The organism is Halosimplex salinum, assembly GCF_003730195.1.
GTDB classification, from domain to species: Archaea; Halobacteriota; Halobacteria; order Halobacteriales; family Haloarculaceae; genus Halosimplex; species Halosimplex salinum.
Window position 1 is genome coordinate 38,489 of record NZ_QWGG01000012.1, and the last position, 24,987, is coordinate 63,475.

The following is a 24,987-nucleotide window of genomic DNA, read 5'->3' on the forward strand; positions in this document are numbered from 1 at the left end:
ACCGCCCGCTGGGGTCCGTGACCACACCCAGACGCTCAGTCGCCCTTCGCGAGCGTCGCCGCGGCGTCGTCGAGTTTCGGCCCCGCGCGGTAGAGTCGTCGTCCGTCTTCGGCCGCAGTCTCCTTCAGCAGCCAGTTCTCCGCCGCCATCGTCGTCAGAACGTCCCGGACGGTCCGTTCCGCGGGGTCGTCGACGTCGACCTCGAGGTAGACGTCCGACACCGCGAACTCGTCCATCCGGCACGCCAACTGCAGCGCCGCGTTCCAGATCCGGTCTCGTTTCGTGTGCGTTGCCATTGGCTCTCAACTCCGTCTGCGGAGTCGTACCCGGTCCCCGCCGACAGCAGTGCGGTTCGACAGTTTGGGAGCATATAGTTTCTCGCATGTACCATATTACGTATGCATTAATCGGCCGATACTCCGGCCGCCCTCGCGAGTGTGGCACCCATGCGGGTCTCGAAACGGACGGGAGAACCCCTCGAAGAACGCCGCTAGCCGACGCGAGATCGCATCCACCGGAAACGGTGGTCGATTCCCGTCGTATCGAGGCGCTCCGTCGGGATCCAGTGTTGATATCCCGTCCGAAAATGAGCGTAATTTGTCACTGTCGGATTTCGTATCTCTGTCCGTCGGCACGTCGTCGGTCACGGTCGATACTGTACGAGCGTGCGGACTCTCGACAAATTTCACAGTATTGAAGAAAAAATCAACGGTCACGGGACCGAAATCGAAGGCGCCGATGGGGCGACTGACGCGGTTCTCGGGGGGAAAACCGGTAGAGGGTTCATATGCGTGCCTATCTGAGGACTGAGGGTATTCTATCGTATCGAGTGACAGTGACCGATCGAGAAGTATATGTTGGATTATACTTCGATCATTTTCAGTCCGCTCGTCACGTATTAGGCACTGGTGGCGAGATACGAACGCCCGTGGTCATACGGAGGACATAATGAACTGCATCCGCTGTGGTCGTCAGGCTGGGTACAATCGAGTCGTCGTCGATACGGTGTCGGGTCGGGAGCTTGGCGGCTTCTGTCGTAACTGCGAGTTCGAGGAGTTCGGGCGGGCGCTCGAGCGGTTCAGCCAGGCCGAGCGGACCTGTGTCATGTGCGACCGCGACGGACACGTCGGGTTCGCGGCCTGGACCCCAGTTCTCAAGGGCGACGGCGAACGGGTCGTCTCGGAGGTCGAGTACGACGTCACGGACCGAACGCCCTTCCTCTGTGACGAACACCTGCACGCGGTCACGGGCGACGAGGAGAACGCCGACGAGCGTCCGGGGAGAATCCAGCGATGAGCTTCGCCGAACGGGCGCTCGGGATCCAGGAACACCAGCTCGTCCCCGCGGAGATGGACGGTTCGTCGGTGACGCTGTGGCGGTGTCTGGACTGCGACCGCGAGTACCGGTGTGCGAGCGAGTTCCTGGACGAAGCCTGTGGTCCCGTCAGGGAGTGACACCATGGCATCAGGTGAAACGGACCGGATCACGAACTGCTCTGTCTACCCCTACGACGGCGAACTCGTCGTCGAACTCACCGGTGTCGACGAGGACGGGATCATCGTCGTCGTCAGCTACGAGTTCGATGCCCCCGGAGACGCCTCGGTCGTCGAACCGAAAGGGACCGTCGACCCCGACCACGTCCCCCACGTCCGGGACGGACTGGCGGACGAGGGGTACGAGTGGCAGGGTCGCACGAAGTCGTAACGAGGCGCCGACACGCAAGACATTTGCTCCCCGCCCGCGACCCGACGGCCGTGTCTCGACGCGTCACCGACCGCTTCGGACCCCGGCCCCGCCTCGCGTTCGGCGGCCTCGTCGCCGCCGTCGCGACCGCGGGGAGCCTCTACTTCTCGCTGGGCCTCGGCCTCGTTCCCTGCGAACTGTGCTGGTACCAGCGGATCCTGATGTACCCGCTCGTGGTCGTCTTCGGCGTCGCGCTCGCCGAGGACCGCCCCGGCGTCTACCGGACGGTGCTACCCCTGTCCGCGGTCGGGGTCGCGCTCGCCGCGTACCACTCCTGGCTCCAGGTGAGCGGCGGCGGACAGTGTTCGCCCGGCGGTGGCTGTTCGGTCGTGCAGTTGCGGGTGGTCGGGCTCTCGATCCCGAACCTCTCGCTGATCGCCTTCCTCCTGATTACGGCGACGGCCGCAACGCTCTGGCTGCACGAGCAGTGACGCCCAAGCGGCGTCACCCGCCCCGCAGCGAGTCTCAGACCCGGTCCTCGTAGCCGAGCTGATCGTCGAACTCGGCCTCGAGTTCGTCGAGTTCCGACTCGAGTTCCGCGATGCGGTTCTGGAGGCGCCGGAACTCGACGCTGTCCTCGAGCGCCGAGGGGTGTTTCTCGACTTCGAGCACGTTGCGCTTGACCCGGAGGGTGCTGAGCTCCCGCTGTGTCTCGTCGTACTCCTCGAGCAGTTCCAGTCGTTCGACGGTCTCGACGAGGTCGTCGCGGTCGACGGGCTTGACGAGGTAGTCGTCGCAGTCGATCGTGACGATGTCGAAGTCGGGGTCGACTGCCGTGACGAGCGCGACCTGACAGTCGACGTTGCGCGCCCGGATCTCCGCGAGCACCTCGTCGCCCGAGCGGTCCGGCATCCGCCGGTCCAGCAGGACGACGTCCACGTCGTCGTCCACCGCCGCGAGCGCGGCCTCACCGCTCTCGACCGTCCTGACCGCGTACCCGAGCGGTTCGAGGTACAGCGCGAACGACTCGCGGACCACCTCCTCGTCGTCGACGACGAGCACCGTCGTCACCTCGTCCACCGTCGGACCCTGCGTTTCGGTCTCCCCACCGTTCGGCATTGGAAATCAGTATGACACTCCGAGTGAAAAATGTGTGCGTCTCGGAACCGACCGGGCCGGTGTCGCGGACGCCTCCGATTCCGCCGGTGACGACCGTCGAAGACCGGAAGGCGCTTCCGCGACCCAACCGGTTAACACCCGCCGGTCACACTCGTACGGTATGGAGTACGTTCGACTCGGCTCGACGGGACTGCAAGTATCGCCCATCTGTCTCGGCACGTGGCGCTTCGGCCTCGAACACGAGGACAGCGGCGTCATGGAGACCGACCGCGAGGAGGCTCACGAACTCCTCGACGCGCTGGAGGAACGCGGCGGCAACTTCATCGACACCGCGAACGGCTACGGCGAGGGCCGCAGCGAGAAGTGGATCGGCGAGTGGCTCGCCGAGCGCGACCGCGAGGACTACGTGATCGCCTCGAAGTGCTTCTGGTCGGACGTCTCGCGCTTCCAGGAGAACCTCTCGAAGAAGAACGTCAAGGCGGAAGTCGAGGGCTCGCTGGAGAAGCTGCAGACGGACTACCTCGACATCCTCTACCTGCACCGCTTCGACGACGAGACGCCCATCGAGCACACCCTGCGCGCGCTCGACGACCTGATCTCCGAGGGCAAGGTCCACTACGTGGGCATCTCCTCGTGTGACGCCTGGAAGCTCACCAAGGGGCTCTGGCAGGCGGACGTGAACAACTACGAGGCGTTCACGGTCACCCAGCCCCAGTACTCGGCGACCTACCGGGACCCCGTCTCGGAGTACCTGGACGTCTGCGCCGACCAGGACCTCGCGGTGTGTCCGTACTCCCCGCTCCACGGCGGCTTTCTCACCGGGAAGTACGAGCGCGTCGGCGACGGCGAGGTGAAGACGCCGGACGGGTCGCGCGGCGACCTCGACGAGCACTTCACGGACTGGTATCTCGACGACCAGGCGTGGGACGTGCTGGACGAGATCCGCGCGGTCGCGGACGAGGTCGACGCGACGCCCGCGCAGGTGTCCCTGCGCTGGCTCATGGACCACGAGCGGTTCACCTGCGTCCCGATCATCGGCGCCCGAACCGTCGACCAGCTGGACGAGAACCTCGACGCCGTCGAGGTCGAACTCTCGGACGACCAGTGGGAGCGCATCGACGCCGCGACCGACGCCTGACACGCTCCGCAGTCAGACTTCTCCCGTTCGGTGGCACCACCGCCGGTGCCGGCCGGATGTCTCGCTGTGACCGGGTTCCGGGCGGCGATACCACCTCCGCCGGACGCCGTCGATAACACGTCGTATAACCGGCGGTATCGGGCGGTTATCGGATACGAACGGTCCCTGTATCGGGCGGTTACCGGGTACGAGCGGGCCCTGTCTCGGAACGCCGAGCCGATCGCGTCACTGCGGTCGGACGGCCCGGAATGCGATCGCTACGCCTGGAACGGTGAACATACACACTCAATTACAATCTAGGGGTACTGCCAACGAGAGGTATGGTCACGAATTCAGGTGGGATGGACTGCCTCGTCGTCGGGCTGGACGCGGCGTGTCGGCGAGTCCTCGACCCACTGTTCGACCGGGGTGTCACACCCACGCTCGAATCGGTGTTCGAGCGCGGGACCAGTGGGCCACTCACCTCACAGATACCGCCGTGGACGCCGAGCGCGTGGCCCTCCCTGTTCACCGGTACCAACCCCGGGCGCCACGGCCTGTTCGACTTCCTCGCGTTCGACGGGTACGACTGGGACGTGGTCGACGGCACTCACCTCCGCGAGCGAGCGATATGGGAGTACCTCTCGGCCGCGGACCGCGAGAGCGTCGTCGTCAATGTGCCGGTGACCCACCCGCCACGGCCGTTCGATGGCGCGCTGATCCCGGGGTACACGGCCCCCGAGGACCCGCCCTGTCACCCCGATGGCCTCCTCGACGACGTGCGCGAGGCCATCGGCGGGTATCGGGTCTACCCCGACGCCGACGGCGACGGGGCGGCGACCGACTACGCCGCCCACCGGGAAGTCGTCGAGATGCGCGGCGACGCGTTCCGATACCTCGCTGACCGCTTCGAGCCGTCTCTCGGCTTCCTCCAGTTTCAGGTGACCGACACCGTGTTCCACCGCTACCCCGGCGAGTGGGACGCCGTCGAAGCGGTCTACGGGGCGGTCGACGCCGAACTCGACCGCATTCTCGAGGAGCTAGAGCCCGAGAACGTCCTGGTCGTCAGCGACCACGGCATGGGTGAGTACGACGACTACGAGTTCCGCGTGAACGAGTTCCTCCGCGAGGAGGGGTACGTCGCGGCCAAGCGCGGCGGCGAGGGCATGCCGACGTGGGCGACGGTGCGAGACAGCCGTCTGAAAGACGGCGAGACGGGCGGCCCGGATCGGGGTGCGCTCGACGACCTCGTGACCGGACTGGCCCGCGTCGGCATCACGACCCAGCGGGTCGTGCGCGCTCTCGACGCGCTGAACCTGACCGACGCGGTCGGCCGGGTCGTCCCCTCGTCGGTGGCAGAGTCGGGCGCCGAACAGGTCGACTTCCCCGCCTCGACGGCCTTCTGCCGCTCCCGGAGCGAACTCGGCATCCGGATCAACCTCGAGGGCAGGGAGCCGAACGGCCAGGTCTCCCCCGAAGCGTACGAGCACGTCCGCTCGGACCTCATCGACCTGCTCTCGGGCGTTCGGACGCCCGACGGCGATCCGGTGTTCGAGGAGGTCGCCCGGCGCGAGGCGTACTTCGAGGGGCCGGCGGCCGAGGACGCCGTCGACATCGTCCTCGTCCCGGACGGCTTCGAGCAGTTCCTCTCGGCTCGGCTCGGCGACGGGGTGTTCGGTGACCCGTCCGAACCGTGGAACCACAAGCGCGAGGGGGTCGTGGCGGCCGCGGGCCCCGGATTCGATACGGACGCCTCGCTGACGGAGGCGCACCTCTACGACGTGGCGCCGACGATTCTGGCGCTGTTCGACCTGCCGCGGGCCGACCGGATGGACGGCGGCGTCCTCCCGATCGCGGACGCCGCCGGCGTCCGCGAGTACGACGACGTGGAACCGGTCGACGCCACCGCGCGGGACGGGGCGGTCGAAGCACGACTCGCAGATCTGGGCTACATCGAACACACATGAGCATCGAGATATCGCGACTCACGAGCGAGGCGTACGACGAGTGGGACCGGGCGGTCGAGCGGTCGCCGGAAACGACGATCTTCCACCGGTCGGAGGTGCTGGAACAGCTGGCGGAGTACACCGACGCCGAGCTTCACCTGCTCGTCGGCTACAAGGGGCAGGAGCCGGTCGGGGTCCTCCCGCTGTTCGAACTCGAGAAGGGGCCGATACGGGCGGCGTTCTCCCCTCCGCCGGCAGCGTCCGTCGAGTACCTCGGGCCGGCGCGACTCAACATGGCGAAGCTCTCCCGGCGGAAGGCCGAGCGACGCCACCAGCGGTTCCTCGACGCCTGCTTCGAGTACGTCGACGAGACGATCAACCCCGCCATCACGCGCATCGACACCGGTCCCGACTACGACGACGTCCGACCGTTCCAGTGGGAGGGGTACTCGGTCGTCCCCGAGTACACGTACGTCGTCGAGCTGACCGACGAAGACGACTTGCTCTCCCGGTTCAGCAGCGACGCCCGGGGGAACATCCGGGACAGTTACGACGCCGACTTCGTCATCGAGCAGGGTCGCAAGCACGCGCTGGGACTGATCGTCGACCAGGTCCAGCGCCGGTACCGCGATCAGGACCACCCGGTGACACTCCCGTCTCCGTTCATCGAGCGGCTCTTCGAGGCGCTCTCCGCGGACGAGTTCCGTCCGTACGTCTGTCGAGTCGACGGGGAGTTCGTCGGCGGCATCCTCGTGGTCGCGGACGGCGACACGGTGTATCGCTGGATCGGCGGCGTCCGCCCGGAGCGCGACGTCGACTTCCCGGTCAACGACCTGCTCGACTGGCGGGTCATGACCGACGCGATCGCCGACGGGCGCGAGCGGTACGACCTCGTCGGGGCGGGCGCCGAACGAGTCAACGAGTACAAGGCGAAGTTCGACCCGGACCTGATGACGAGCTACCGAATCCACAGTAACCCGCTCCTGTTCGACGCCGTCAGCTGGGCCTACGAGCACGTCGAGCGCCGACGTATCGACCTCGTCGGCGACGCCGGGTCGGGGCCGACCGGGCTGATCCGCAGCACCGCCGCCAACCTCCTCGACCAGAAGTGATTGCCTCGCTGCTTCCACACCGGCCGAGGGCCCCGGCGGGGCTCCGAGCTGTTCCCGGCATCCGAGAGCGAGCAGTAGGTGACTGTTTCTCCCCGTCGGTGGTTCATACTAACGGGGCGGTGCGTCCATTTGATAGCAGATGAGCATCGATCCAGTCGACGGGTCGTCGGCGGTCGTCGTCCCGGCCATCGACGCGCCGAGTAGTGTCGCCTGCGCCCGCTCGCTCGGGAAACGAGGGATACACACGGTCGTGGTCTCGGAGGACGAGGGCGCCGCCGCTTTCAGTTCCCGATACGCCGGCGAGGCCGTCGTCGTCCCGGACCCTCACGAGGACCTGGTCGCCTACAAGGACGCGCTCCGCTCGCTGGCGATGCGCCCGGACGTGCTGACGATACTCCCGGTCCGCGAGGAGGACGTGTACGTCCTCGCGCGCTACCGCGAGGAGTTCGAACCCCACGTCGAGACGCTGTGGCCCACGCTCGACGGACTCCGCCAGGTTCAGGACCGCGTCGAACTGTTCGACGCCGCGGAGCGAGCGGGAGTCGCGGTCCCCGAGACCCGCGTCCTCGACGACGTCGACGACTGGGACCGCGAGTGGATCGTCAAGGGCCGCTACACGCTGCTGGCCGACGCCTACCTCGACGACTACCCGCCCGAGAAGTCACGCGACCCGCCGTCGACCCAGTACCTCAACGGCGACCGGCCCGACGTCGAGACGATCCGCCGCGCGAACGGACACACGCCGATCGTCCAGGAGTTCCTTCCCACGACCGACGAGTACGGCTTCTTCGCCCTGTACGACGAGGGCACCCCCGTCTCGACCTTCCAGCACCGGCAGATCCGGGCGTACAACTACGCGGGCGGACCGAGCGCCTACCGCGAATCGGTGTCGATCCCCGAACTCGGCGCGGCCGGTCGCGCCCTCCTCGACGAGCTCGACTGGCACGGTCTCGCGATGGTCGAGTTCCTCCGCAACGACGACACCGGCGAGTTCGAGCTGATGGAGATAAACCCGCGTCTCTGGTCCTCGCTCCCCTTCTCGGTCCGTGCTGGCGCGGACTTCCCGTACCACTACTGGCAGCTGGCCAGCGGCGAGCGCGACTCGGTCGACGACGACTACGAGGTCGGCATCGCCGGGCACCTCCTCCGCGGGGAACTCTCCTATCTGCACAGCGTACTCCTCGACGAGGAGCAACTCGTCGAGCGCCCCGACCGCCGAGAGGCGTTCACCGACGTCGTCCGCTCGTTGCGCGACCACCCCCGGTTCGATTACCTCCGGCTGGACGATCCGAAGCCGTTCGTCCGCGACGCTCTCAACACACTCACTTGAGGTCCTCCACGCGCTCGCTTCTGTACGTTCCGCGATCCGGCGTCTCGAAAAACAGTTTTATCGGTCGGTTCCGCTCCGTTTCGGGGGCTCTCTCGTCACTCGGTGAGGTCCGCTCGCGGGGTCACTTTCCGCCGACGTAGTTCTGTACCGAGTCGTACACCGGGTAGAGCCGATTGTAGACGGGATACGGTGTCGAGCGGGCGACCGCCCGGAGCGCTCGCTGGTGGACCGGCGGCGACGACCGTTCGGCGTACGACTCGACGTCGGCGGTGCGGAACCACTCGGCGAACGCCTGGGCGCCCTCGGTCGAGAGGTCGACGTCCCCGTCGATATGGTCCTGGAGGTCCAGCCAGTACGCCTCGTGGTGGTAGTCGAGGAGCCAGTTGCCCGCCTCGATATCGGCGCGGGCCCGCTCGAACGACGACCGGTCGACGTCGAATCCGTGGTCGTTCGGGTCGACCCCGGCCAGCGCGAGCCCGAACGCCGTCCGCAGGCACTTCTCGCAGTGGTTGCAGTTACTCCCGGTCTCGGAGGCCTCGCAGGCCCGGACGGGGAGATCCGGGTCGTACTCGCGGGCGTAGTCCGCGACCACCTGCAGGCGGTCCTGCCGAGTGAGCGCGAAGGCGTCGTGGTGGGCCTGTGTCGACCCCCAGGCGACTTCGTCGTCGATGGTCGGGTCCGACCCCCACGGGATGGAGGGGCCGTCCCAGTAGTCGTACTCGTCGGGAATCGGGAACTCCTCCCAGTGGGTCGCAGTGATGTAGAGCGTCCCGTACCCCTCCGCGGCCGCCAGCGGCGCGCAGAGACCGAGCAGGCCGAGCCCGCACCCCACCGCGCTGTACCAGCACCCGTCGTGGTAGCGCTTGTACGACGCTTCCAGCATCGCCGTGTCCAGGAACTCCAGCATGTTCGACCGAACGAACTGCGTCTCGGCGCCGAACCGGTCGGCGTACCCGTCGATCCGGGACTTCGTGTGGGCCCATCGCTCGTCGTCGTCGATGCCGACGAGCCACCCCTGGATGTTGATCAGTGTGGGGTCCTCGTCGCGATGGCGGACGTACGCCGACAGGGAGTCGACACCGCCGGTGAACAGCAGCCCGGTCCCCTCGGCGTCGGACTCGTCGCCGTCCCACTCGGCCGCCTCTTCGACGACCACGCGACCGCCCTGCATGAACGGGTACATCTCGTGGAGCGCGCTCCCGACCGCCTCCAGCGACTCGAGGAAGCGACGGTCGACGACCGGGGCGTAGACGTCCGCGCCAGCCGCCCAGGCGACGGGACACACCTGTGCGAGGACCGGAATCGTCAGGATCGACTCGGGGACGTCGGACACGTCCACGTCGTACTCGACGTAGAAGGGCGACTCGTCGAAGAAGGGACTGAGATCCTTGCTGTAATCGATCGTGCACTCGACGGTAGTCCCGGTCGCCCTGACGTCGGTCACTTCGACTGTCCCGGCCGAACGCGAGTCGGTGTCGGCCACGTCCTCGCCGCTCGTCGCTCGGAGCCGTCCAACAGAGGAGTTCATGTGCGTTGATCCCGCCGAGCCGTCTAAACTATAGACAGGCTATGGATCCGCGGAGTGACCTAATCTGTCGGTTCGATAGACGGGAGCGTTCGCGGTCGGACCCGCTCGGCTCGGCGTGACGTGTCTGTCGGACACGTCGAGTGGTTTCGCCCGCTCGCTCTCGCAGTCGGACCGTTCCAGTCCCCCCGTGTCCGTTCCGACTCATCGCCGTCCGCCAGTCGGGGCCGTCGGCGGGCGTGGCCGGGGCGTCGGCGACGGCGAGGGCGACGCGACCGAAGTCGGGGCACCGACCGTCCGCGACGCTCGGTCGCGGTAGGACTCGATTTCTCTCGCGGCCGTCGAACGGTATACACCGAGTTACAGAGAGGGCACGGGCGGTATCGCCGCCGATGATACCGGAGCGTCCGTCGCCGATCCGGTGGCTACTCCCCTCCGGGTCGGTCGGCGTCGAATCCCTCTTCGACCGGCACGCGGCGTATCGGTTCTACGGCTACGGCAAGGGCGCGCTCGGAGACGCGCTCGCCCCGTTCGTCGGGCGTGGCGAGACGGCGCTGCTCCCGGCGTATCTGCCGGACGCGGTCGCGGAACCGTTCGCCGACGTCGGTTTCGACGCCGAGTACTACGCGGTTACGGACCGGCTCCGACCGGACTTCGACGACCTCGCCGACCGGTGCGACGAGGGGACGGGCGTGATCGTCGCGGTCAACTACTTCGGATTTCCGACCGGGGACCACTCCCGGGTCGGTCGGCTGGCCGAGCGACACGACTGTCTCCACGTCGACAACAGCTCGCACTCGGCCTTCTCGGTCGTCGACGGCGAACTGCTGGGGAGTCGCGGCGACGTGGGGTTCGCGAGTCTCCGAAAGTTCCTGCCGATTCCCGACGGCGCGGTGCTGTTCTTCGACGACGCGCTGGCCGACGCGGTCGTCCCGTCGGGCCACGCCGGGCGCCGTGAGGGATTCACCGGCGACGACGTGCAGTATCTCGTATCGTCGGCGGTGAGAGACGCGCTGCACCGACGCGAGGGGCTTCGGCGACCGGTCGAGCGCGCGGTCTCGGCCGGGTCCGGGAGCGTCGCGAGCCCCCGGGAGCGCTACGAGGCGTCGAAGGTCCCGATGTCTCGGCTGTCGAGTGCCGTCGTCGCGCGGACGGACCCGACGGCGGTGCGGGCCCAGCGGCGAGAGAACTACCTCGCGTGGGACCGCGGTCTCGCCGATCGTCCCGGGCTGGAACCGGTGTTCGACGAACTGCCGCCGGGTGTCTGCCCGCAGGTCTACCCCGTGCGCGCGACCGTGCCCCGGCGGTTCCTCGGGGCGCTGCGGGACGCCGGTGTCGTCGGCGCGGACACCTGGCCCCGTCTCCCGACGTCGGTCAGCGCCGCGCCCGAGTACGCCAGTGCGCGCCGCCTCGCGGACGAGTTGATCACCCTCCCCGTCCACCAGCAGGTCGGGCCCGCGGACGTCGAGGACGTCTGCCGCCGACTCGACCGGTGAGCGGTAGTGGCCGGTCGGTAGCGGGGTTCGAATCGACTGCATACCGCGTCGAAAACGGCTCATTACCATGTCCGATTCCCTCCTCCGTGGAACTGTGCCGAGGTAGTCTAGCCAGGCCAAGACGGTTGCTTCGAACGCAACTGTCCGAGAGGACTCGGACGTTCAAATCGTCCCCTCGGCGTTTCTCACCCCGGCGGTTCGACCGCCGCACCGACCCGAACCCCCCAGTCCCGACCGTCGGCCGACGTAACGACCGGCTCGGTTTCTGTCACTTCCCGCCCAGCGCGTCGAGCGAACGGGAGAGGACCGCGTACGCGGGCAGCGGCACGGCGCGGGCGACCGTCCGAACCGCGCGGTCCCGGACCGGCGAACCCGCTACGGCATCGAGGTCGGCCGCCCGCAGCCACTGACGGAACGGCTCACTCCCCTCGACGGGGAGGTCGGTGTCCGCGTCGAGTCGGTCGCGTAGCTCTCGCCAGTACTCCGCGTGGTGGCGGTCGGGCAGCCACTCGCCCGTCTCGAAGCGTTCGCGGGCGAACTCGAACGCCGCGGGGTCCAGCGGCAGTTCGTGGCGGGCCGGGTCGCGGCCGGCGAGAGCGAGTCCGAGAGCGGTCCGGAAGCAGTTCTCACAGCGGTTGCAGTTGCGTCGCCTCTCCGACTCCTCGCAGGCCCACACCGGCAGGTCGGGGTGTTCGTCGGCGAGGAACTCCGCGACGAGTTCGACTCGTTCCTGGCGCGTGAGCTCGAACCCGTCGTGGCAGACGGTCGTGCCCCCCCAGCGAACCGCCTCGTCGATGTCGGGGTGTGACCCCCACGGCATCCCGCGTCCCTCCCAGTGGTCCAGCCCTGCGGGCGTCGGGAACCCCTCCCAGTGGCGCGCGCCGATGTACAGCGTCCCGATGTCCTCGGCGACCGTCAGCGGAGCCACCAGCCCGAGGAAGCCGAGTCCGTCGCCGACGGCGCTGTACCAGCCGCCGTCGTGCTCGTCGGTGAAGCGGATACTCAGCAGTCTGGAGTCGACGACCTCGAGGAGATTCGTCTCGACGAACTGGGCGTCGACGCCGAATCGCTCGGCGTACTCCCGGACGTTCCCGCGCCACTGCGCCCAGCGGCGGTCCTCCCCGGGACCGACGTGCCAGGCCCGCGTCGCGATCAGCGTCGGCCGTTCCTCGCGGTGGCGCACGTACGGCGACAGCGAGTTGATCCCGCCCGTGAACAGCAGCCCCGCTCCGTCGGCGACGCCGGGCCGCTGGTCGCCCGCGGCCGTCGGGTCGTCGTCGGCGCCCTCGGATGTGACCGCGCTCCCGTCGCGTGGTTCCGGTGCCGACTCGGCCACCACGCGGCCGCCCTGCATGAACGGGTACATCTCACAGAGCGTGCGGCCCACGCGCTCCAGTGAGTCGAGGAACCGTCTGTCGACTTCCGGGACGTGGACGTCCGCGCCGACCGCCCACGCGACGGGACACATCTGCGCGAGCACGGGGATGGACAGGATCGACCTCGGAAGCTCGGACACGTCGACGTCGTACTCGGCGTAGAACGACGACGCGTCGAAGAACGGGGCGAGGTCGTCGCTGCACTCGACGGTCGACTCTATCCGGGTGCCGTCGGCGGTGACGTCGGTGATCTCGACTGTCTTTCGGTCCTGGTCGGTATCGTCGCTCCTCGTCGGGGAGCCGACGGTCGCGGCGTCGTGGAGACGAACTGGTGCCATACGCCCCCGAAGCGACCGGCCCGGCTAAGTTATGGACCGGTTTCCGGCGGGTGAGCGCGCGCACGACGCGGTTCCGGTCGCCGTCGGGCGGACGGTCAGCGTCTCGCGGTCGACGGTCGGAAGCCAGCCGGCCGGCGGAGCGACGCCGTCGACCGGGGAGGGCGCTCCCGGGTCACCGCTCTCGCGGGACGGTGCAGGAGGCGTGTCGGTTCGGTGTCCGCGCGAGCTGTATCGGGACGGCTACGCGGACACCGGCGCCGCTCGTGGCTGTCGAACTCGCTGGTCGAACAGCACCCGCTCGTGTTCGGCCACGACGGCGTCCCAGTCGTAGGCGCCGGCGGTGTCCCGGGCCGCGCGTCTGAGCGCCCGGGTGTCGACGTCGCCCTCGGCGCAGGCGTCGAACACGTCGAGCAGGCCGTCGACGCTCCCGTCGTAGAGGAGGCCGTTCCGCCCGTCGTCGACGAGTCGGCGGTGGGCCGGGATGTCGGTGGCGACGACGAGCGACCCGGCGGCCATGTACTCGAGGATCTTCGCCGGGAAGCTGATCCGGTAGGACTCGATGTCGTGGAGCGGGGAGATGGCCAGGTCCGAGCGCGCGATCACCGACGGGACCGCCTCGTGGGAGACGATCCCGAGCCACTCGACCCGGTCCTCGATACCGAGTTCGCGGGTCAGCTCCCGGAGTTCGGCCATGTAGCGGTCCCTGCCGCCGCCGGCGACGTGGAACTCGACGTCGCGGTCGGTCTCGGCGACCGCTTCGAGGACGTGTTCGAGTCCGCGGGGCTCCCCGATGGACCCGACGTAGGTCACCACCCAGGTGTCGTCCGGGCCGGTGGCGCGGTCTCGGTCGGTGTCGACGGCGAACCGGTCGACGTCGACGCCCATCCCGATGACGCGGGCGTCCGAGAGGTCGATCCCGTACTCCTGTTCGGTCACGTCGCGGATGCCCTCGGTCAGGCAGATAACCTCCGCGCGCCAGTCGAGCAGGTGGCCGACGACCCACGCGTACGTCGACTTCAGTTCGACCAGGATCCGCTTGCGGACGCTCATTCGCTCGTGGGCGGCGCCGGCGAGGTCGCGCTTCTGTCTCACCGGGACCGACTGCAGGCCGACGACGAACCGAGCGAGCGCGGCGGAGGCGGCGACCCGTCCCTGGACGATCGTCCGCTGGAAGGCGTAGACGGCGTCGTAGCGGTACACCGCGCCGAGGACGCCCGCGTACAGCGTCGAGAGGACGAGAAACAGGAGGCCGGAGAGGACCGGGATCTGTCCGGTGGCGACGGCGTGACGCTCGACGCTCTCGGGGAACTGGTTCTCGTCGTCGTCGCCGAGTCGGGCCCGACAGACGACGTGGACGGTGTGTGACTCCGAGAGCTCTCTGGCCAGGTAGTGCGGGACCGTCGCGCTGAACGGCGAGGAGATGTCGCGGTGGTGAACCAGCAGTACCGAGCGGCTGTCACCACTCATCGTCGGACGGGCGGGCGTCTCCCGACGAGTTCGGCTGTCCGCGCGACACGCGTTCGGGTCGCTGGCGGTGGCTCACCGTCGGTCGACCGCGATCCGTCGTCTCCGTCGTGAGTGGCGTGCATCGCCAGATGGAAGCGGCCAGACGGGCATAAGTAAGCGCCCGTTTATCGGGTCTCCGCGTCGGATCCAACCACACGAGGTCGGTGAGACCCTCCGCGGGTCAGTCGTCGGTGGGGTGGCTCCGGTCCGCGCGCTCGACGTGCTCGCGCGTCGGAGCGAGGTCTTCGACCTCGTCGTCCTCGTACACCGCGAGGAGTTTCTCGCGCTGAGCGGCCCAGTTGTACCGCTCGAGCGCGGCGCGGTGGCCGTTCCGGCCGAGTTCGGCTCGCCGGTCCGGGTCGTCGATCAGGTCGACGATCGTGTCGGTGACGGCTGCGGGGTCCTCGGGTTCGACCGGGACGCCACAGCCCTCGGCCGTGACCAGTTTCCCCCAGTTGCCGATGTCGGAGACGACCACCGGGAGGCCGGCGGACATGTACTGAAATATCTTGTTCGAGCGGTGGACCGCGTCGGTCTTGTTCGGCGCGGGGTGGAAACACATCGCCCCGAGGTCGGCGTCCCTGAAGTGCTCGATCATCCCTTCGAGCGAGGGGAACCACTCGACGAACTCGGCGCGCTCGACGGCCTCGATCCGCGGTTCGATCCGCTCGCGGGCCGCGTCGGAGTCGTACTTGCCGCCGATGGAGAGCTCCACGTCGTAGTCGTCGGGTATCTGTTCGACCGCGTCGAGCAGCGTGAGGATCCCCCGGTCTTCGGAGAGCAGCCCTCGATAGACGATCCGCGTGGGGCCGTCGCCGGGCGTGATGTGTTCGTCCGGGTTCGTCCCTTCGGCCCAGCGCCGCCGCGGGTAGTTCGTGACGACGGTCGGGTCGGCCACGTCCTCGAATCGCTCGGCCACGTCCGGCGAGGCCGCGACGACCTCGTCGACGAACCGCGTGAGCGTCCGCTCGACGACGGAGGCGGCGGTGGCGACGAGCGGCCGGAGCGGCGCCGGGAAGATCGGTTTGTGCCTGAGCGTCGCCTCCACGTTCTCGTGGACGTCGTAGACGACGGTGCCGTCGGTGCGGGCTCCGAGCAGTACGCCCGCGGGGAGCGCTTCGACGTCGTGGAAGTGGTAGACGTCGTAGTCCGTGTTCCAGAGGGCGGCGGTGACGCGCGCTGCCTCGGCGATTCGAGTCCCGATCGACGGGATCGCTCCCTCTTCGGCGTCGTCGTAGGAGACGACGCCCACGGGGCCGTCACCCTCGAAGGGCGTGTAGTAGGTCACGTCGTGGCCGGCGTCGTCGAGCGAGGCGACCTCCCGCTCGACGACGCGCGAGTCGGTCGTGTCGTGCGCTGTCGTGAACACGCAGACCCGCTTTCCGTCGGACTCCTCGGGCTGGTGCGTCTGCACAACCCCTGTCTCGTGCGTCTGTGCCATCGACCGACGTTCGGATGCCCGACCATTGAGTAAACACAGCGTATTCGTCCGAGCGACGGAGTACGGACGCTATACGGTCCACAGAGGTGAGACGCAGTGAGCGTATACCGCGCGTGGTTACCAGCTGACCGAGTGGTACTCGGGCACCTCGTCTTCGAGTTCGCGGACGGTCCCGATCGGGTCGCAGACGGGGGTGTCGTCGAGGCGCGCGACGAGCTCCGGTCGCTCGCAGTCGTTCGTGAACACGATCACGTCGACGCCGTCGACGAACGCGTCGGGGTCGTCCTCGAGCTGGGCCGCGAGGTCGTCCGTCGTCCGGTCGAGGTACTCGCGGTTCGCACCGACCGCGTCGGAGGGGTCGATGTCGTCGGCGTAGAAGCGGACCTCCGTGTCGAGCGCCCGGGCGAGGCGGAGACCGGGGCTGTTGCGCGTGTCGGCCGTGTCGGACTTGAACGCGATGCCGACGACGCCGACCGTCGTGGGGTCGAGCGACTCGATGCGCTCGCGCACCCGGTCGATGTGGTGCTCGTTGCTCTCGGGGATGCTCGACAGCAGCGGCGCCGACACGCCGCTGTCCTCGGCGATGGTCGCGATGGCCCGCGAGTCCTTCGGCAGACACGACCCGCCGAAGGCGAAGCCGGGGTCGAGGTACTGCGCGGAGACGTTGAGCTTCTCGTCGGCCTGGACGAGGTCCATGAGTCCCCGCCCGTCGACGCCCGCGGCCGAGGCGATGCTCCCCACCTCGTTGGCGAAACAGATCTTCATCGCGTGGAAGGCGTTGTTGACCATCTTCAGGGCCTCGGCCTGCTCGGGCGCGACGACCCGGACGTCCGCGTCGACCTCGAGCGTCCGGTAGAGGTCGAGGACCGTCCCCGCGTCGTCGTCCTCGAAGCTCCCGACGACGACGTACGGCGGGTCGAAGAAGTCCGACATGGCCGTCCCCTCGCGCAGGAACTCCGGGTTCACCGCGAAGTCGACCGTCGTGTCCGCGGCGGTCTTCTCCGCGAGGTAGTCACGCAGGTTCCGGGTCGTCCCCGGCGGGACCGTGCTTCGCACGACGATGGTGTGGCTCCCCTTCTCGTCGATCGGGTCCGCGACCGAGTCGAGCACGTTGTACAGGTTCGTCGTGCTCAACTGACCGGTGTCGTCGAGCGGCGTCCCGACGGTCAGGAAGGAGATCTCCGTCTCCGCGACCGCCTCCGCCGCGTCAGTCGTCGCGGAGACGCGCCCCGAGTCCGCGCCCGCCTCGATGGCCGACCCGACGCCCGTCTCCTCCACTGGCGACTCGCCGCGGTTCACCGTCTTGACCTTCTCCGGGTTCACGTCGACGCCGACGACCTCGTGGTCGTGGCGTGCCAGACAGGCAGTCATCACACAGCCCACGTAGCCGAGACCGAACACTGAGACCTTCATGTCACTCGACCCAGCGGACTCCCGGGACGGGTATTGTTATCGGCTCGTTATGGGCCGTTCGCCGGGTCGACGACCGACTCCTGCCCGAACGGGGGGCGTTCGAGGCCGTCTCCGCCGTTCGAATCAGGTGCCTATATCGGCGTCTCGTGGTGATTTCGGTGACGCAGGGCGCCCCGTCTCGGTCGGAGCGTCGTCGGCGCGCCCGCTTTCAGGAAGCCGTTACGGGTCGGTAACAGTGACATTACAAACTGGGAGTCTACCTATGATCCGATGAATGCCTTCCGACGAGCAGTCACGACGAAAATTCCTCAGGGGAACGGCCCTCACAGCGCTAGGGGCCGGTGTCGCTGGGTGTCAGTCGGACGACGTCGAAGAGACGACACGGCCGCCGACTGAAACGTCGGAACCGACCGATACCGCGACGCCCACGTCCGCGCCGAGCGCGACGCCGACGTCCACGGCGACCGCGACGCCGGTCCCGGAGATCGTCGAACGGTACGGGGACCGGTTCGGGTCGATCGTCGACCTCGCCGACGAGGGGGCCGACCTCGACGGAGCGGAACCGATCGACGACCTGGTCACCGACGCGATAGCCGACGACACCCTGCTCTACTTCCCGACCGGTCGGTACTCGATGGGGTCTCTCGACCTCGAGGGATACTCGAACTTCGGGTTCGTCTCGCTGCCGGAGGACGACACCGTGATCACCCCGGCAATACCCGGCAAGGAGATGGACCACCTCGTCCGTTTCAGAGATGCGTCGGATCTGCTCCTCGAAGGGCTGGACCTCGACTACACGGAACGGGGGTACGGCGCGGTGATCCGGCTGCTGGCCCACGGCGACTTCGTCGCCAGGGACCTCCGGATCCACGGGAAGCTCCCGGACTGGAACAGAGAGAACAAACACGTCGGCTTTCGGTTCGACGTGCGCGACGAGTCCAGCGAGGGGCTCGTAGAGCGGGTGATCGCCCGCGACGGCGGGCACGAAGGCGGGAACGGTGTCGGCATCTTCGTCGGCAAGGAACACGCCGGCACGCTGACGTTTCGCGACTGCGAGATAGCGAACTTCCCGAACAACGGACTGTACGCCTCCTCGCCGGGTCGCGACACGGTCGGCTACCGTGGTTCCAACGGGGTCGTCCACGTCCGTGGCGGGGAGTTCGTGAACAACAATATCGCGAACGTCCGCATCGGTTCGACCGGCTCGACGGTCAAGAACGTGACCGTCCGCGTCGACAAGGTGCCCCCGAGCCCCACGGAGCGCACCCTGAACGTCCGGGGGATCCGACTGCGCGCACGGGGCAACCAGCTGGTCGAGAACTGCACGATCGAGATCGGCGAGAACGCCGGTATGGGGTTCGGCGCGATCTCCTATCACCCGGAGCACGGCTCGTCGACGATCCGCGACACGGAGATCAGCGTCGACTGCGACGGGTTCGACGCGATCGACGCGACCGACTCGAGCAACGGCGGGACGGAGGAGCCGCTCCTGTTCGACAACGTGACGATCACCGGGAAGGCCACGGGCGGCGCGGCCGCCGACATCGCCGACCGTCACGGGACGAAGTTCCGGAACTGTCGGATCGAACAGTCCGGGTCCGACAGAGAGGGGATCGTCTTCACCGACTCGGAGGACTGCCTGGTCGCCGACTCGACGATCCGGGTGACCGGTCAGGCGATCAGGACGCACAACGCCAGCGTCGATCGGGTCAACCTCACCATCGAGAACCCTTTCGACGCCGAGGACGCGAGGTCCCCCGCCCCGCCGGACCGATACGACCCCCCAGACTGAGTCGCCGCCGATCCGGCCCGAAACCGGTCGTAAGGTACGCTTACTCGCGGTAGTCGACGAGAAACGAGCCATTACTGGCGGACGTTCAGCGGTTCCACGACGGCGTGCGTTCGGCGTGCAGGTGGCGCGCGCCTCCGGTACAGCAGGCGGCAACTGACGAGTAAGCGTGGCCGACCTCGCAGTACGACGCAACTAACCGGGGAGCATCCACAGCAAATCCCGCACAAACCGCCGTAATCGGGTATCTCACCTGCAAGTAGCCTTATAGCGGTAGATATGGCTTAACCGGGATATGGTGAACGGTAACCAGAACGAACCGGACAGTAAGAACGAACCTACTCGCCGTAACGGGCGACTACCGGCGGGCCGACGCAGCTTCGGTCGCCGTTCGTTCCTCAAGATGACGGGCGCCGCCGCGGCGATACCGGTGCTCGCAAAGAGCGCCGCCGCCGCCCCGTCGACACGCCACCTCGAGATCGTCTCGACGGAGTCGACCAGCGAGGTCGGGACCCTCAGCGTGACCTACGAGTTCACGGCCACCGGCGAGATCACGCCGGACGCGGACAACGGCAGGAACTCCTCGGAAGGGAACGACGGCGTCACGCAGAACGACGACGGCACGTGGACCGCGACGGGGAAGACGGGCAACGGGTTCGGCGACGCCTACACGGTCGAGGGCCGCATCGTCGAGTTCACCGGCCAGGGCTCGTTCGACCTCTTCCTCGACGGCGAGGCGGTCACCGTCGACGAACTCGTCCAGGACTCGCGTCATCACATCGAGGTGCTGACGACGCAGGACCCCTCCGAGCTGGACTACGAGTTCACGACTACCGGCGAGATCACGAAAGACACCGACAACGGTCGGAACTCCGCGAGCGGCAACGACAGCGTCACGCAGAACGACGACGGCACGTGGACCGCCGACGGCTACACCGGCAACGGCTACGGCGACGCCTACTACTTCGAAGGAGACATCCTGAGCTTCGGTCCCGTCGAGGACTTCGTCGAGATCCGGATCGACGGCGAAGTGGTCGACCTTGGCCAGTTCGAGCCCGAACCCCGGCACATCGAGGTGCTGACGACGCAGGACCCCTCCGAGCTGGACTACGAGTTCACGACTACCGGCGAGATCACGAAAGACACCGACAACGGTCGGAACTCCGCGAGCGGCAACGACAGCGTCACGCAGAACGACGACGGCACGTGGACCGCCGACGGCTACACCGGCAACGGCTACGGCGACGCCTACTACTTCGTGGGCGACCTCGTCTCGTTCGGTCCCGTCGAGGACTTCGTCGAGCTCCGTATCGACGGCGAAGCGGTCGACCTCAGCCAGTACGAAGGGACGGTCCAGACCCAGAGCACGGAGTCGGACCACGTGCTCGGCGGCGGCGAGGGGTACGAGAACACGGTCCCGCGTTCGGACGCCGACGTCGTGGTGTCTTCGCTCAGCGAACTGCTGAGCGCGCTGGGATCCGCGTCGAGCGGCGACGTCGTGTACGTCGCGGGCGACGCGACCATCGACGCCTCCTCGGTGACGGGGAGCAGTCGACTGACGGTCCCCGCGGGCGTGACGCTCGCCTCCGACCGGGGCATCGACGGCGCCCCCGGCGGTGAGATCAAGACCGACGTGATCGACTACTCGCACATGATGGCCGCGAACAGGAACGCGCGCGTGACCGGCCTGCGGATCACCGGCCCGCTCACCAGCTACGTCGACTACAGCAAGCCGGTCTCCAGCGGACTGACGGTCAACGGTTCGGGCGTCGAGATCGACAACGTGGAGGCCTCCGGGTTCAACCACGCCGCGCTCAAGCTCAACGCGTCGGCCCACATCCACCACTCCCACGTCCACTCGAACTCGATGGACGGCCTGGGCTACGGGATCATGTGTTACGGCGGGCAGAACACCCTCATCGAGTACAACCGCTTCAACTTCAACCGCCACTCGGTCGCCAACGAGGGGACCGCCGGCTACGAGGTCCGCTACAACATGTTCGAGGGGAAGGCGATCGCCTACCAGGTCGGCACCCACCGGCCCGGCGCGACGACGCTGAAGATCCACCACAACACGTTCGTCCCCACGAAACACCTCAACTCGGGCGAGGACCCCGAGTCCCACATCAGCATCCGCGGGGTCCCGGACGACGTGGCCGACATCTACAACAACTGGTTCTACAACCCGAAGCGCCCGTCGCCCGGCCGTGGGACCGAGTCGGTCATCCAGCCCCACGTGGACGAGTTCACGAACCTCGAGCATCGGAACAACCACTACGGCTCCGACGAGCCCTCGTCTTCGGACATCGGCTGTCCCTGACGCGAGGTCTCGCTTCCGAGACTCGTCACACTGTCTGACATGCACGCCGCGTTTCGGTTCGTGACCTTTCTTTCTCTCGCGCACGCGTAGTAAGACCGGGTTTCCGTCCCCGATCCGCGAGTTTCTCGCCCCTACTCGCCGGTCACTGTCCGCGGTTTCCACGCCGTCGACTCGGGCGCGCTCCCCGCTCCGCGGCCGCGTTGAGTAGGACCTTCCTACGGAACGACTGGACAACACGCAACCAAACGCCGGCATCCGGTTGGCAAGGCGCGAGGGAACGCCGCCACCCCGCATCGCAGCGGCAGATAGCCTTAATTCGGAAGCACTGGCTTACCGCGAGTATGGCATCAGGTTACCGGAGCGAAACTGCCGACGACGACACGCAAAACGACCGTAACCGCAGCTTACCGGGCCGCACAGGTGCGCTCGACCGCCGTTCGTTCCTCACCGCCGCCGCGGGGGCCGCGGCCGTCCCGTTGCTCGCGAAGGGCGTCCGGGCGCAGTCGAGCGAGGAACAGTCGAGCGCCAGTGGCGAACCGCGCCGGATCGAAGTCGTCAGCACGGGGTCGGAGCAAGTGGACTACGAGATCACCGCGACCGGACGCCTCGACCCGGTCGTCGGTGCCACCGAAGGCAAGGACTCGGTGACCGAGAACGACGACGGCACGTGGACCGCGACGGGGATGGTCAGGGGACGCGGGCGAGACACGTACACCTACGAGGGCCAGATCGACGGCCTCTCGCCGACCGAGGGGGCGTTCGAGGTGCGAGTCGACGGGATCACGGTCGCGACGTCCGAGGTCGCGAGCGGAGGGGTCGAGGAGTCGATCCCGGTCGCGAGCGAGTTACTCGGCGGCGGAGAGGGCTATCCGAGCGTAGTACCCGAGTCCGACGCGACGGTCGTCGTCTCGTCGGTCGGCGAACTCGTCGACGCGCTGGACTCCGCGTCGAGCGGCGACGTCGTGTACGTCGCGGGCGACGCGACCATCGACATCGGGTCGCGTGAGCTGACGATCCCGTCGGGCGTGACGCTCGCCTCCGACCGGGGCATCGACGGCGCCGCCGGCGGGGAGATCCTGGCCAGCGAGATCGAGTGGGAGGGCGCGCTGACCGCTCGCGACGACGTTCGCGTCGCCGGCGTTCGCATCTCCGGGCCGACCACCGAGTACCGCGAGTACAGCAAGCCGGTCCACAGCGGGGTGATCGTCCGCGGGTCGGGCGTCGAGATCGACAACGCGGAGATCTCCGGGTTCAACCACGCGGGGGTCAAAGCCCACAGTTCGGTCCACCTGCACCACTCGAACGTCCACTCCAACCCGATGGACGGCCTCGGCTACGGGATCATGTGCTACGCGGGCGGCGGCACGCTCGTCGAGTACAACCAGTTCAACTACAACCGTCACTCGGTCGCCAACGAGGGGACCGCGGGCTACGAGGTCCGCTACAACCACTTCGGCGAGGAGGCCGTCGCGTACCAGGTCGGCACCCACCGCCCCGGCGCGACGACGCTGAAGATCCACCACAACACCTTCCCGCCGACGACGCACGTCAACTCCGACAAGAACCCCGACTCCCACATCAGCATCCGCGGGGTTCCGGACAACATCGCGGACATCCACAACAACTGGTTCTACAGCACGGCGCGCCCGTCGCCCGGCCGCGGGCCGGAGGCGATCATCCAGCCCCACGTGAGCGAGTTCACGAACCTGAAACACCGGAACAACCACTACGGCGAGGACGAACCGGCGGCCGATATCGGCTGCCCGCGGTAACCGAGAACCGACGCGGTAACCGAGAACCGGCGCGGTAACCAAAATCGGAGCAGTAACCGAAATCGGCGCAGTAAGCACACCTTTCTCCCCGATCTTCTGCCGTTCGACGCCACTCGCGTTCAGAGGTATCCGAGCTCTTCGAGGCGACTGGTCATCCGCTCTTCGGCCTCGGCGGAGATGTCGTCGCCGTCGGTCCGCCCCTCGCGAGCGACGTGCTCGTCGACCATCCCCTCCAGACGCTCGACCACGTCGGGGTGGTCGTCGATCACGTTGTGTAACTCCTCGGGGTCGGCTTCGAGGTCGAACAGCTGTCGCAGGTTCCGGTCGCGCCCCTTCACGAACTTCCAGCCGTCGTAGCGGACGCCGTCGAGCCATCGACCCCGGTCCTGTTCGGAGCCGACGCCGCGGAGGTACGCGGGACGGTGTTCGATGGGACCGTCGAGGAGGTCCTGCCCGGACACGTCGTCGGAGGCGTCGAGACCGGCGGCAGACAGGAGGGTCGGGAAGACGTCGACCTGTCTGACCTGGTCGCCGACGCGCCGCCCCGCGGGCACGCCGGGGCCGGCGAGGACGAACGGCACTCGCGTCAGGAAGTCGTAGACGTGGTAGCTGTGGCCGACGCGGTGGAAGGCGTTCGGGAAGTCGACGGCGCTGAAGCGGCGCAGGGAGTTGTAGTAGTCCTCGAGCTCGATCCCTCTCGGTTCGAGATACCGGTCGTAAACGTCCTTTCGGACGTGCCTGGTTCGCTTGCCGGTGAGGGGGATCGGGACCTGGTTGAACCCGACCACGGACGCGCGGTGGCGGAGGGTCCCGTCGTGGATGCTCTCGCCGTGGTCGCCGGTCACCGCGACGACGGTCTCAGAGAGGTCGAGGATCTCGAGCAGTTCCTCGAGTTTCTCGGCGACGCCGCGGACGCTCGCGTCGTACTCGATCTCGTCGTCGGTCGCGTCCGGCGGGAGGTCGCGGTGGACGTGGGCCTCCCAGAGGTGGAGGTACTGGAACCACGGCTCGTCGCTGTCCGCGACGTCGCGCTTGAACTCCTCGAACCAGTCGGTGTACACGGTCTCGTCGCGCCGCCGGTAGTCGTAGCTGTCGAAGCCGGTGTCGAGGCCGGTGTCGGCGGTGATGGGGCCGGTCACGTCGGCGCGGGTCGCGTAGCCGGCGGCGTCGAACACCTCGGCGAGCGTCTCGGTCTCGCGGTCGAGCGTGAAGTCGCGCAGGGAGAGGACGCCGTGGTCGGGCGGGTAAGTGCCGGTCATGTAGCTCGCGACGCAGGGCGTCGTCGACGAGGCCGCCGCGACCGTCGTGTCGAAGACGGTGCCCTCCCGCTCGAAGAACTCGAAGAAGGGTTTCTCGCTGCCGTACTCCCCCAGCGCGAAGTCGCTGCGCAGTGCGTCGATGCAGACGAACAGCACGTTGGGGCGGTCTGTCGCCATACCGGGGCGTCCGCGCTCTCGCCATTAGCTATGTCGCCCGTAACACCGGTAAGGCGACGGTTTCCAAGCGGTAACAGGTATTTAACAACAGGGCGGTGCCCGGAACTGGGAACTGATGACCGACGCACACGGGACCGTCCCGACCGGCTCGCACCGCCGAGACGGGGCCGACGGGCCGACGCCGGTCCGGCGAGCGGTCCCTCCGGGCCGGTCCGACACTCGCCGAGCACCGCTCGCCGCGCGACCGACCGAGCGGAGTCGCCCGACG

Annotated in this window: 20 protein-coding genes and 1 tRNA gene; 13 read left to right on the top strand and 8 right to left on the bottom strand. The window is 67.8% G+C overall.

Translation table 11 applies throughout. The features are described 5' to 3' along the window. Positions 1-35: 35 nt before the first annotated feature. The gene (locus D1409_RS21415; RefSeq protein ID WP_123539010.1) at positions 36-296 is read right to left on the bottom strand and encodes a hypothetical protein; all 261 of its coding nucleotides are present in this window, start codon (positions 294-296) and stop codon (positions 36-38) included. A 652-nt stretch (positions 297-948) separates the two neighbouring features. On the opposite strand from D1409_RS21415, the gene D1409_RS21420 reads away from it, so the two are divergent. Genes D1409_RS21420 through D1409_RS21430 form a run of 4 tightly spaced genes read left to right on the top strand, consistent with a single transcriptional unit; the run spans position 949 to position 2,174 of the window. Beyond that, the gene (locus D1409_RS21420) at positions 949-1,296 is read left to right on the top strand and encodes a hypothetical protein (protein WP_123539011.1); all 348 of its coding nucleotides are present in this window, start codon (positions 949-951) and stop codon (positions 1,294-1,296) included. After that, positions 1,293-1,454, top strand: a complete 162-nt coding sequence (locus D1409_RS24915; RefSeq protein WP_164471839.1) for a hypothetical protein — start codon at positions 1,293-1,295, stop codon at positions 1,452-1,454. Before D1409_RS21420 ends, D1409_RS24915 begins: the two co-directional genes overlap by 4 nt. A 4-nt stretch (positions 1,455-1,458) precedes the next feature. Then, entirely contained in the window at positions 1,459-1,704 is a 246-nt protein-coding gene (locus D1409_RS21425; RefSeq protein WP_123539012.1) for a hypothetical protein, read from the top strand. Between the two features lie 50 nt (positions 1,705-1,754). Beyond that, the gene (locus D1409_RS21430; protein ID WP_123539013.1) at positions 1,755-2,174 is read left to right on the top strand and encodes a disulfide bond formation protein B; all 420 of its coding nucleotides are present in this window, start codon (positions 1,755-1,757) and stop codon (positions 2,172-2,174) included. Between the two features lie 34 nt (positions 2,175-2,208). On the opposite strand, the gene D1409_RS21435 is transcribed toward D1409_RS21430, so the two are convergent. After that, the gene (locus D1409_RS21435; protein ID WP_123539014.1) at positions 2,209-2,802 is read right to left on the bottom strand and encodes a response regulator; all 594 of its coding nucleotides are present in this window, start codon (positions 2,800-2,802) and stop codon (positions 2,209-2,211) included. A 160-nt stretch (positions 2,803-2,962) separates the two neighbouring features. Here D1409_RS21435 and D1409_RS21440 point away from each other — a divergent pair, with 160 nt between their 5' ends. From D1409_RS21440 to D1409_RS21455, 4 genes are all read left to right on the top strand, one after another. Next, positions 2,963-3,940 carry an aldo/keto reductase gene (locus D1409_RS21440; protein ID WP_123539015.1) on the top strand — a complete coding sequence of 326 codons (978 nt, stop codon included), beginning with the start codon at positions 2,963-2,965 and terminating at the stop codon, positions 3,938-3,940. Between the two features lie 320 nt (positions 3,941-4,260). Next, positions 4,261-5,886 (top strand): alkaline phosphatase family protein, encoded by a 1,626-nt coding sequence (locus D1409_RS21445; protein WP_235853674.1) that lies wholly within the window; start codon positions 4,261-4,263, stop codon positions 5,884-5,886. Continuing rightward, positions 5,883-6,977 carry a lipid II:glycine glycyltransferase FemX gene (locus D1409_RS21450; protein ID WP_123539017.1) on the top strand — a complete coding sequence of 365 codons (1,095 nt, stop codon included), beginning with the start codon at positions 5,883-5,885 and terminating at the stop codon, positions 6,975-6,977. Before D1409_RS21445 ends, D1409_RS21450 begins: the two co-directional genes overlap by 4 nt. Before the next feature lie 139 nt (positions 6,978-7,116). Next, complete coding sequence (locus D1409_RS21455) at positions 7,117-8,307, top strand: carboxylate--amine ligase (RefSeq protein WP_123539018.1); 1,191 nt, start codon at positions 7,117-7,119, stop codon at positions 8,305-8,307. A 121-nt stretch (positions 8,308-8,428) separates the two neighbouring features. On the opposite strand, the gene D1409_RS21460 is transcribed toward D1409_RS21455, so the two are convergent. Further along, entirely contained in the window at positions 8,429-9,835 is a 1,407-nt protein-coding gene (locus D1409_RS21460; RefSeq protein WP_123539019.1) for a hypothetical protein, read from the bottom strand. Positions 9,836-10,224: 389 nt separating this feature from the next. On the opposite strand from D1409_RS21460, the gene D1409_RS21470 reads away from it, so the two are divergent. Both D1409_RS21470 and D1409_RS21475 read left to right on the top strand, forming a co-directional pair. Further along, complete coding sequence (locus D1409_RS21470) at positions 10,225-11,328, top strand: DegT/DnrJ/EryC1/StrS family aminotransferase (RefSeq protein WP_123539021.1); 1,104 nt, start codon at positions 10,225-10,227, stop codon at positions 11,326-11,328. 96 nt (positions 11,329-11,424) lie between these two features. Next, positions 11,425-11,509: transfer RNA gene (locus D1409_RS21475), tRNA-Ser, on the top strand. An 87-nt stretch (positions 11,510-11,596) separates the two neighbouring features. Here D1409_RS21475 and D1409_RS21480 read toward each other — a convergent pair. From D1409_RS21480 to D1409_RS21495, 4 genes are all read right to left on the bottom strand, one after another. Further along, positions 11,597-13,042: a hypothetical protein gene (locus D1409_RS21480; protein WP_235853676.1), complete on the bottom strand. Its 1,446-nt coding sequence runs from the start codon at positions 13,040-13,042 to the stop codon at positions 11,597-11,599. A 240-nt stretch (positions 13,043-13,282) separates the two neighbouring features. Further along, on the bottom strand, positions 13,283-14,509 hold the full coding sequence (locus tag D1409_RS21485; RefSeq protein WP_123539022.1) for a glycosyltransferase family 4 protein: 1,227 nt from the start codon (positions 14,507-14,509) through the stop codon (positions 13,283-13,285). Positions 14,510-14,729: 220 nt separating this feature from the next. Beyond that, positions 14,730-15,989: a glycosyltransferase gene (locus D1409_RS21490; protein WP_123539023.1), complete on the bottom strand. Its 1,260-nt coding sequence runs from the start codon at positions 15,987-15,989 to the stop codon at positions 14,730-14,732. Positions 15,990-16,106: 117 nt separating this feature from the next. Further along, a complete protein-coding gene (locus tag D1409_RS21495) occupies positions 16,107-17,402 on the bottom strand; it encodes a nucleotide sugar dehydrogenase (protein ID WP_123539024.1) in 1,296 nt (431 codons plus the stop codon). A 274-nt stretch (positions 17,403-17,676) separates the two neighbouring features. Between D1409_RS21495 and D1409_RS21500 the strand changes: the two genes are divergently transcribed. The 3 genes from D1409_RS21500 (at position 17,677) to D1409_RS21510 (ending at position 23,283) form a co-directional block, all read left to right on the top strand. Next, positions 17,677-19,194, top strand: a complete 1,518-nt coding sequence (locus D1409_RS21500) for a twin-arginine translocation signal domain-containing protein (protein WP_123539025.1) — start codon at positions 17,677-17,679, stop codon at positions 19,192-19,194. 400 nt (positions 19,195-19,594) lie between these two features. Next, a complete protein-coding gene (locus tag D1409_RS21505; protein ID WP_123539094.1) occupies positions 19,595-21,511 on the top strand; it encodes a right-handed parallel beta-helix repeat-containing protein in 1,917 nt (638 codons plus the stop codon). A gap of 341 nt (positions 21,512-21,852) precedes the next feature. Beyond that, positions 21,853-23,283, top strand: a complete 1,431-nt coding sequence (locus D1409_RS21510) for a right-handed parallel beta-helix repeat-containing protein (protein ID WP_123539026.1) — start codon at positions 21,853-21,855, stop codon at positions 23,281-23,283. A gap of 119 nt (positions 23,284-23,402) precedes the next feature. Here the strand turns inward: D1409_RS21510 and D1409_RS21515 are convergent, their stop codons facing one another. After that, positions 23,403-24,719: a sulfatase family protein gene (locus tag D1409_RS21515; RefSeq protein ID WP_123539027.1), complete on the bottom strand. Its 1,317-nt coding sequence runs from the start codon at positions 24,717-24,719 to the stop codon at positions 23,403-23,405. Positions 24,720-24,987: the final 268 nt, after the last annotated feature.

Bases quoted from the DNA above. Each gene is read 5' to 3' on its own strand.
- D1409_RS21415 (WP_123539010.1), bottom strand. From the start codon at position 296: ATGGCAACGCACACGAAACGAGACCGGATCTGGAACGCGGCGCTGCAG.
- D1409_RS21420 (WP_123539011.1), top strand. From the start codon at position 949: ATGAACTGCATCCGCTGTGGTCGTCAGGCTGGGTACAATCGAGTCGTC.
- D1409_RS24915 (WP_164471839.1), top strand. From the start codon at position 1,293: ATGAGCTTCGCCGAACGGGCGCTCGGGATCCAGGAACACCAGCTCGTC.
- D1409_RS21425 (WP_123539012.1), top strand. From the start codon at position 1,459: ATGGCATCAGGTGAAACGGACCGGATCACGAACTGCTCTGTCTACCCC.
- D1409_RS21435 (WP_123539014.1), bottom strand. From the start codon at position 2,802: ATGCCGAACGGTGGGGAGACCGAAACGCAGGGTCCGACGGTGGACGAG.
- D1409_RS21440 (WP_123539015.1), top strand. From the start codon at position 2,963: ATGGAGTACGTTCGACTCGGCTCGACGGGACTGCAAGTATCGCCCATC.
- D1409_RS21445 (WP_235853674.1), top strand. From the start codon at position 4,261: ATGGTCACGAATTCAGGTGGGATGGACTGCCTCGTCGTCGGGCTGGAC.
- D1409_RS21450 (WP_123539017.1), top strand. From the start codon at position 5,883: ATGAGCATCGAGATATCGCGACTCACGAGCGAGGCGTACGACGAGTGG.
- D1409_RS21455 (WP_123539018.1), top strand. From the start codon at position 7,117: ATGAGCATCGATCCAGTCGACGGGTCGTCGGCGGTCGTCGTCCCGGCC.
- D1409_RS21460 (WP_123539019.1), bottom strand. From the start codon at position 9,835: ATGAACTCCTCTGTTGGACGGCTCCGAGCGACGAGCGGCGAGGACGTG.
- D1409_RS21470 (WP_123539021.1), top strand. From the start codon at position 10,225: ATGATACCGGAGCGTCCGTCGCCGATCCGGTGGCTACTCCCCTCCGGG.
- D1409_RS21480 (WP_235853676.1), bottom strand. From the start codon at position 13,042: ATGGCACCAGTTCGTCTCCACGACGCCGCGACCGTCGGCTCCCCGACG.
- D1409_RS21485 (WP_123539022.1), bottom strand. From the start codon at position 14,509: ATGAGTGGTGACAGCCGCTCGGTACTGCTGGTTCACCACCGCGACATC.
- D1409_RS21490 (WP_123539023.1), bottom strand. From the start codon at position 15,989: ATGGCACAGACGCACGAGACAGGGGTTGTGCAGACGCACCAGCCCGAG.
- D1409_RS21495 (WP_123539024.1), bottom strand. From the start codon at position 17,402: ATGAAGGTCTCAGTGTTCGGTCTCGGCTACGTGGGCTGTGTGATGACT.
- D1409_RS21500 (WP_123539025.1), top strand. From the start codon at position 17,677: ATGCCTTCCGACGAGCAGTCACGACGAAAATTCCTCAGGGGAACGGCC.
- D1409_RS21505 (WP_123539094.1), top strand. From the start codon at position 19,595: ATGACGGGCGCCGCCGCGGCGATACCGGTGCTCGCAAAGAGCGCCGCC.
- D1409_RS21510 (WP_123539026.1), top strand. From the start codon at position 21,853: ATGGCATCAGGTTACCGGAGCGAAACTGCCGACGACGACACGCAAAAC.
- D1409_RS21515 (WP_123539027.1), bottom strand. From the start codon at position 24,719: ATGGCGACAGACCGCCCCAACGTGCTGTTCGTCTGCATCGACGCACTG.